Annotated in this window: 2 rRNA genes (1 of these 2 running past the window's edge); both read left to right on the top strand. The window is 53.6% G+C overall.

Annotated elements, in window-relative coordinates:
- Nucleotides 1-2,613, top strand: a 23S ribosomal RNA gene (locus AC13GA_RS20515) (it extends 267 nt beyond the left edge of the window).
- Between the two features lie 126 nt (nt 2,614-2,739).
- Nucleotides 2,740-2,799: ribosomal RNA gene (gene rrf / locus AC13GA_RS20520) — 5S ribosomal RNA — on the top strand; the annotation flags it as partial.

Consider the following 2,799-nt stretch of genomic DNA (forward strand, 5'->3'; position numbering starts at 1 on the left):
AGCTGATTTGGTTCTAGGAAAACGCTCTGGAAAGAGCGGCCATAGAAGGTGATAGCCCTGTATCTGAAAGGGCCATTTCAGTGAAGACGAGTAGGGCGGGGCACGTGAAACCCTGTCTGAACATGGGGGGACCATCCTCCAAGGCTAAATACTACTGACCGACCGATAGTGAACCAGTACCGTGAGGGAAAGGCGAAAAGAACCCCGGAGAGGGGAGTGAAATAGATCCTGAAACCGTGTGCGTACAAGCAGTAGGAGCTCCGCAAGGAGTGACTGCGTACCTTTTGTATAATGGGTCAGCGACTTACTGTTCGTGGCAAGCTTAACCGTATAGGGGAGGCGAAGGGAAACCGAGTCTGATAAGGGCGCATAGTCGCGGGCAGTAGACCCGAAACCGGGTGATCTAGTCATGGCCAGGGTGAAGGTGCCGTAACAGGTACTGGAGGCCCGAACCCACGTCTGTTGCAAAAGACGGGGATGAGCTGTGATTAGGAGTGAAAAGCTAATCGAACCCGGAGATAGCTGGTTCTCCTCGAAAGCTATTTAGGTAGCGCCTCATATGTATCCTCTCGGGGGTAGAGCACTGTTATGGCTAGGGGGTCATCGCGACTTACCAAACCATTGCAAACTCCGAATACCGAGACGGACTGTATGGGAGACACACGGCGGGTGCTAACGTCCGTCGTGAAAAGGGAAACAACCCAGACCCACAGCTAAGGTCCCAAATTTTGTGCTAAGTGGAAAACCATGTGGAAAGGCACAGACAGCCAGGAGGTTGGCTTAGAAGCAGCCACCCTTTAAAGAAAGCGTAATAGCTCACTGGTCGAGTCGGTCTGCGGGGAAGATTTAACGGGGCTAAGCACAAAACCGAAGCTTGGGGTGCATAACTTTGTTATGCGCGGTAGAGGAGCGTTCCGTAAGCCGTTGAAGGTGGATTGAGAAGTCTGCTGGAGGTATCGGAAGTGCGAATGCTGACATGAGTAACGATAATGCGGGTGAAAAACCCGCACGCCGAAAGCCCAAGGTTTCCTTGCGCAACGTTAATCGGCGCAGGGTGAGTCGGCCCCTAAGGCGAGGACGAAAGTCGTAGTCGATGGAAAGCAGGTTAATATTCCTGCACCTCGCGTAAGTGCGATGGAGGGACGGAGAAGGTTAGGTGTACCAGGCGTTGGTTGTCCTGGGGAAAGGCGGTAGGTTTGGATCTTTGGCAAATCCGGGATCCTTTAAGACCGAGCACCGAGACGAGCCTTTATGGCGAAGTCACTGATACCACGCTTCCAGGAAAAGCTCCTAAGCTTCAGCTTACGCAGACCGTACCGTAAACCGACACAGGTGGGTAGGATGAGAATTCTCAGGCGCTTGAGAGAACTCGGGTGAAGGAACTAGGCAACATGGCACCGTAACTTCGGGAGAAGGTGCACCCTTTTTGGTGGCTCGTGCGAGCTATAGCTGAAGAGGGTCGCAGTAACCAGGCCGCTGCGACTGTTTATCAAAAACACAGCACTCTGCAAACACGAAAGTGGACGTATAGGGTGTGACGCCTGCCCGGTGCTGGAAGGTTAATTGATGGGGTCAGCCGCAAGGCGAAGCTCTTGATCGAAGCCCCAGTAAACGGCGGCCGTAACTATAACGGTCCTAAGGTAGCGAAATTCCTTGTCGGGTAAGTTCCGACCTGCACGAATGGCGTAACGACAGCGGCGCTGTCTCCACCCGAGACTCAGTGAAATTGAAATCGCTGTGAAGATGCAGCGTTCCCGTGGCAAGACGGAAAGACCCCGTGAACCTTTACTATAGCTTTACACTGAACGTTGAGTTCGTCTGTGTAGGATAGGTGGGAGGCTATGAAACTGTGGCGCTAGCTGCAGTGGAGCCATCCTTGAAATACCACCCTGTCGTGCTTGACGTTCTAACCTGGGCCCATTATCTGGGTCGGGGACCGTGTATGGTGGGTAGTTTGACTGGGGCGGTCTCCTCCTAAAGAGTAACGGAGGAGCTCGAAGGTACGCTCAGCGCGGTCGGACATCGCGCACTGTGTGCAAAGGCATAAGCGTGCTTGACTGCAAGATCGACGGATCAAGCAGGTAGGAAACTAGGACTTAGTGATCCGGTGGTTCTGTATGGAAGGGCCATCGCTCAACGGATAAAAGGTACTCCGGGGATAACAGGCTGATACCGCCCAAGAGTTCATATCGACGGCGGTGTTTGGCACCTCGATGTCGGCTCATCACATCCTGGGGCTGTAGTCGGTCCCAAGGGTATGGCTGTTCGCCATTTAAAGTGGTACGCGAGCTGGGTTCAGAACGTCGTGAGACAGTTCGGTCCCTATCTGCCATGGGCGTTGGAGATTTGAGAGGGGCTGCTCCTAGTACGAGAGGACCGGAGTGGACGAACCTCTGGTGTTCCGGTTGTCACGCCAGTGGCATTGCCGGGTAGCTATGTTCGGAAGCGATAACCGCTGAAAGCATCTAAGCGGGAAGCGCGCCTCAAGATGAGATCTCCCGGGGCACAAGCCCCCTGAAGGAACCATATAGACTATGTGGTTGATAGGTCAGGTGTGTAAGTACAGCAATGTATTGAGCTAACTGATACTAATGATCCGTGTGGCTTGACCATATAACCTCAAGTTGCCTTGGCTTTACGACAACGTCGTAAGAGCATCCAAGTGCACGCTACGTCACAAGAACTATGCGAGGCTGGCGCCTTGTCCCCCCGGGACGAGTGCGACTCTCCAAAAGCCTCCCTGGTGAAATTAGCGCTATGGAACCACCCGATCCCATCCCGAACTCGGAAGTGAAACGT

The sequence above is a fragment of the Stenotrophomonas sp. 22DLJC03 genome, from assembly GCF_056861405.1.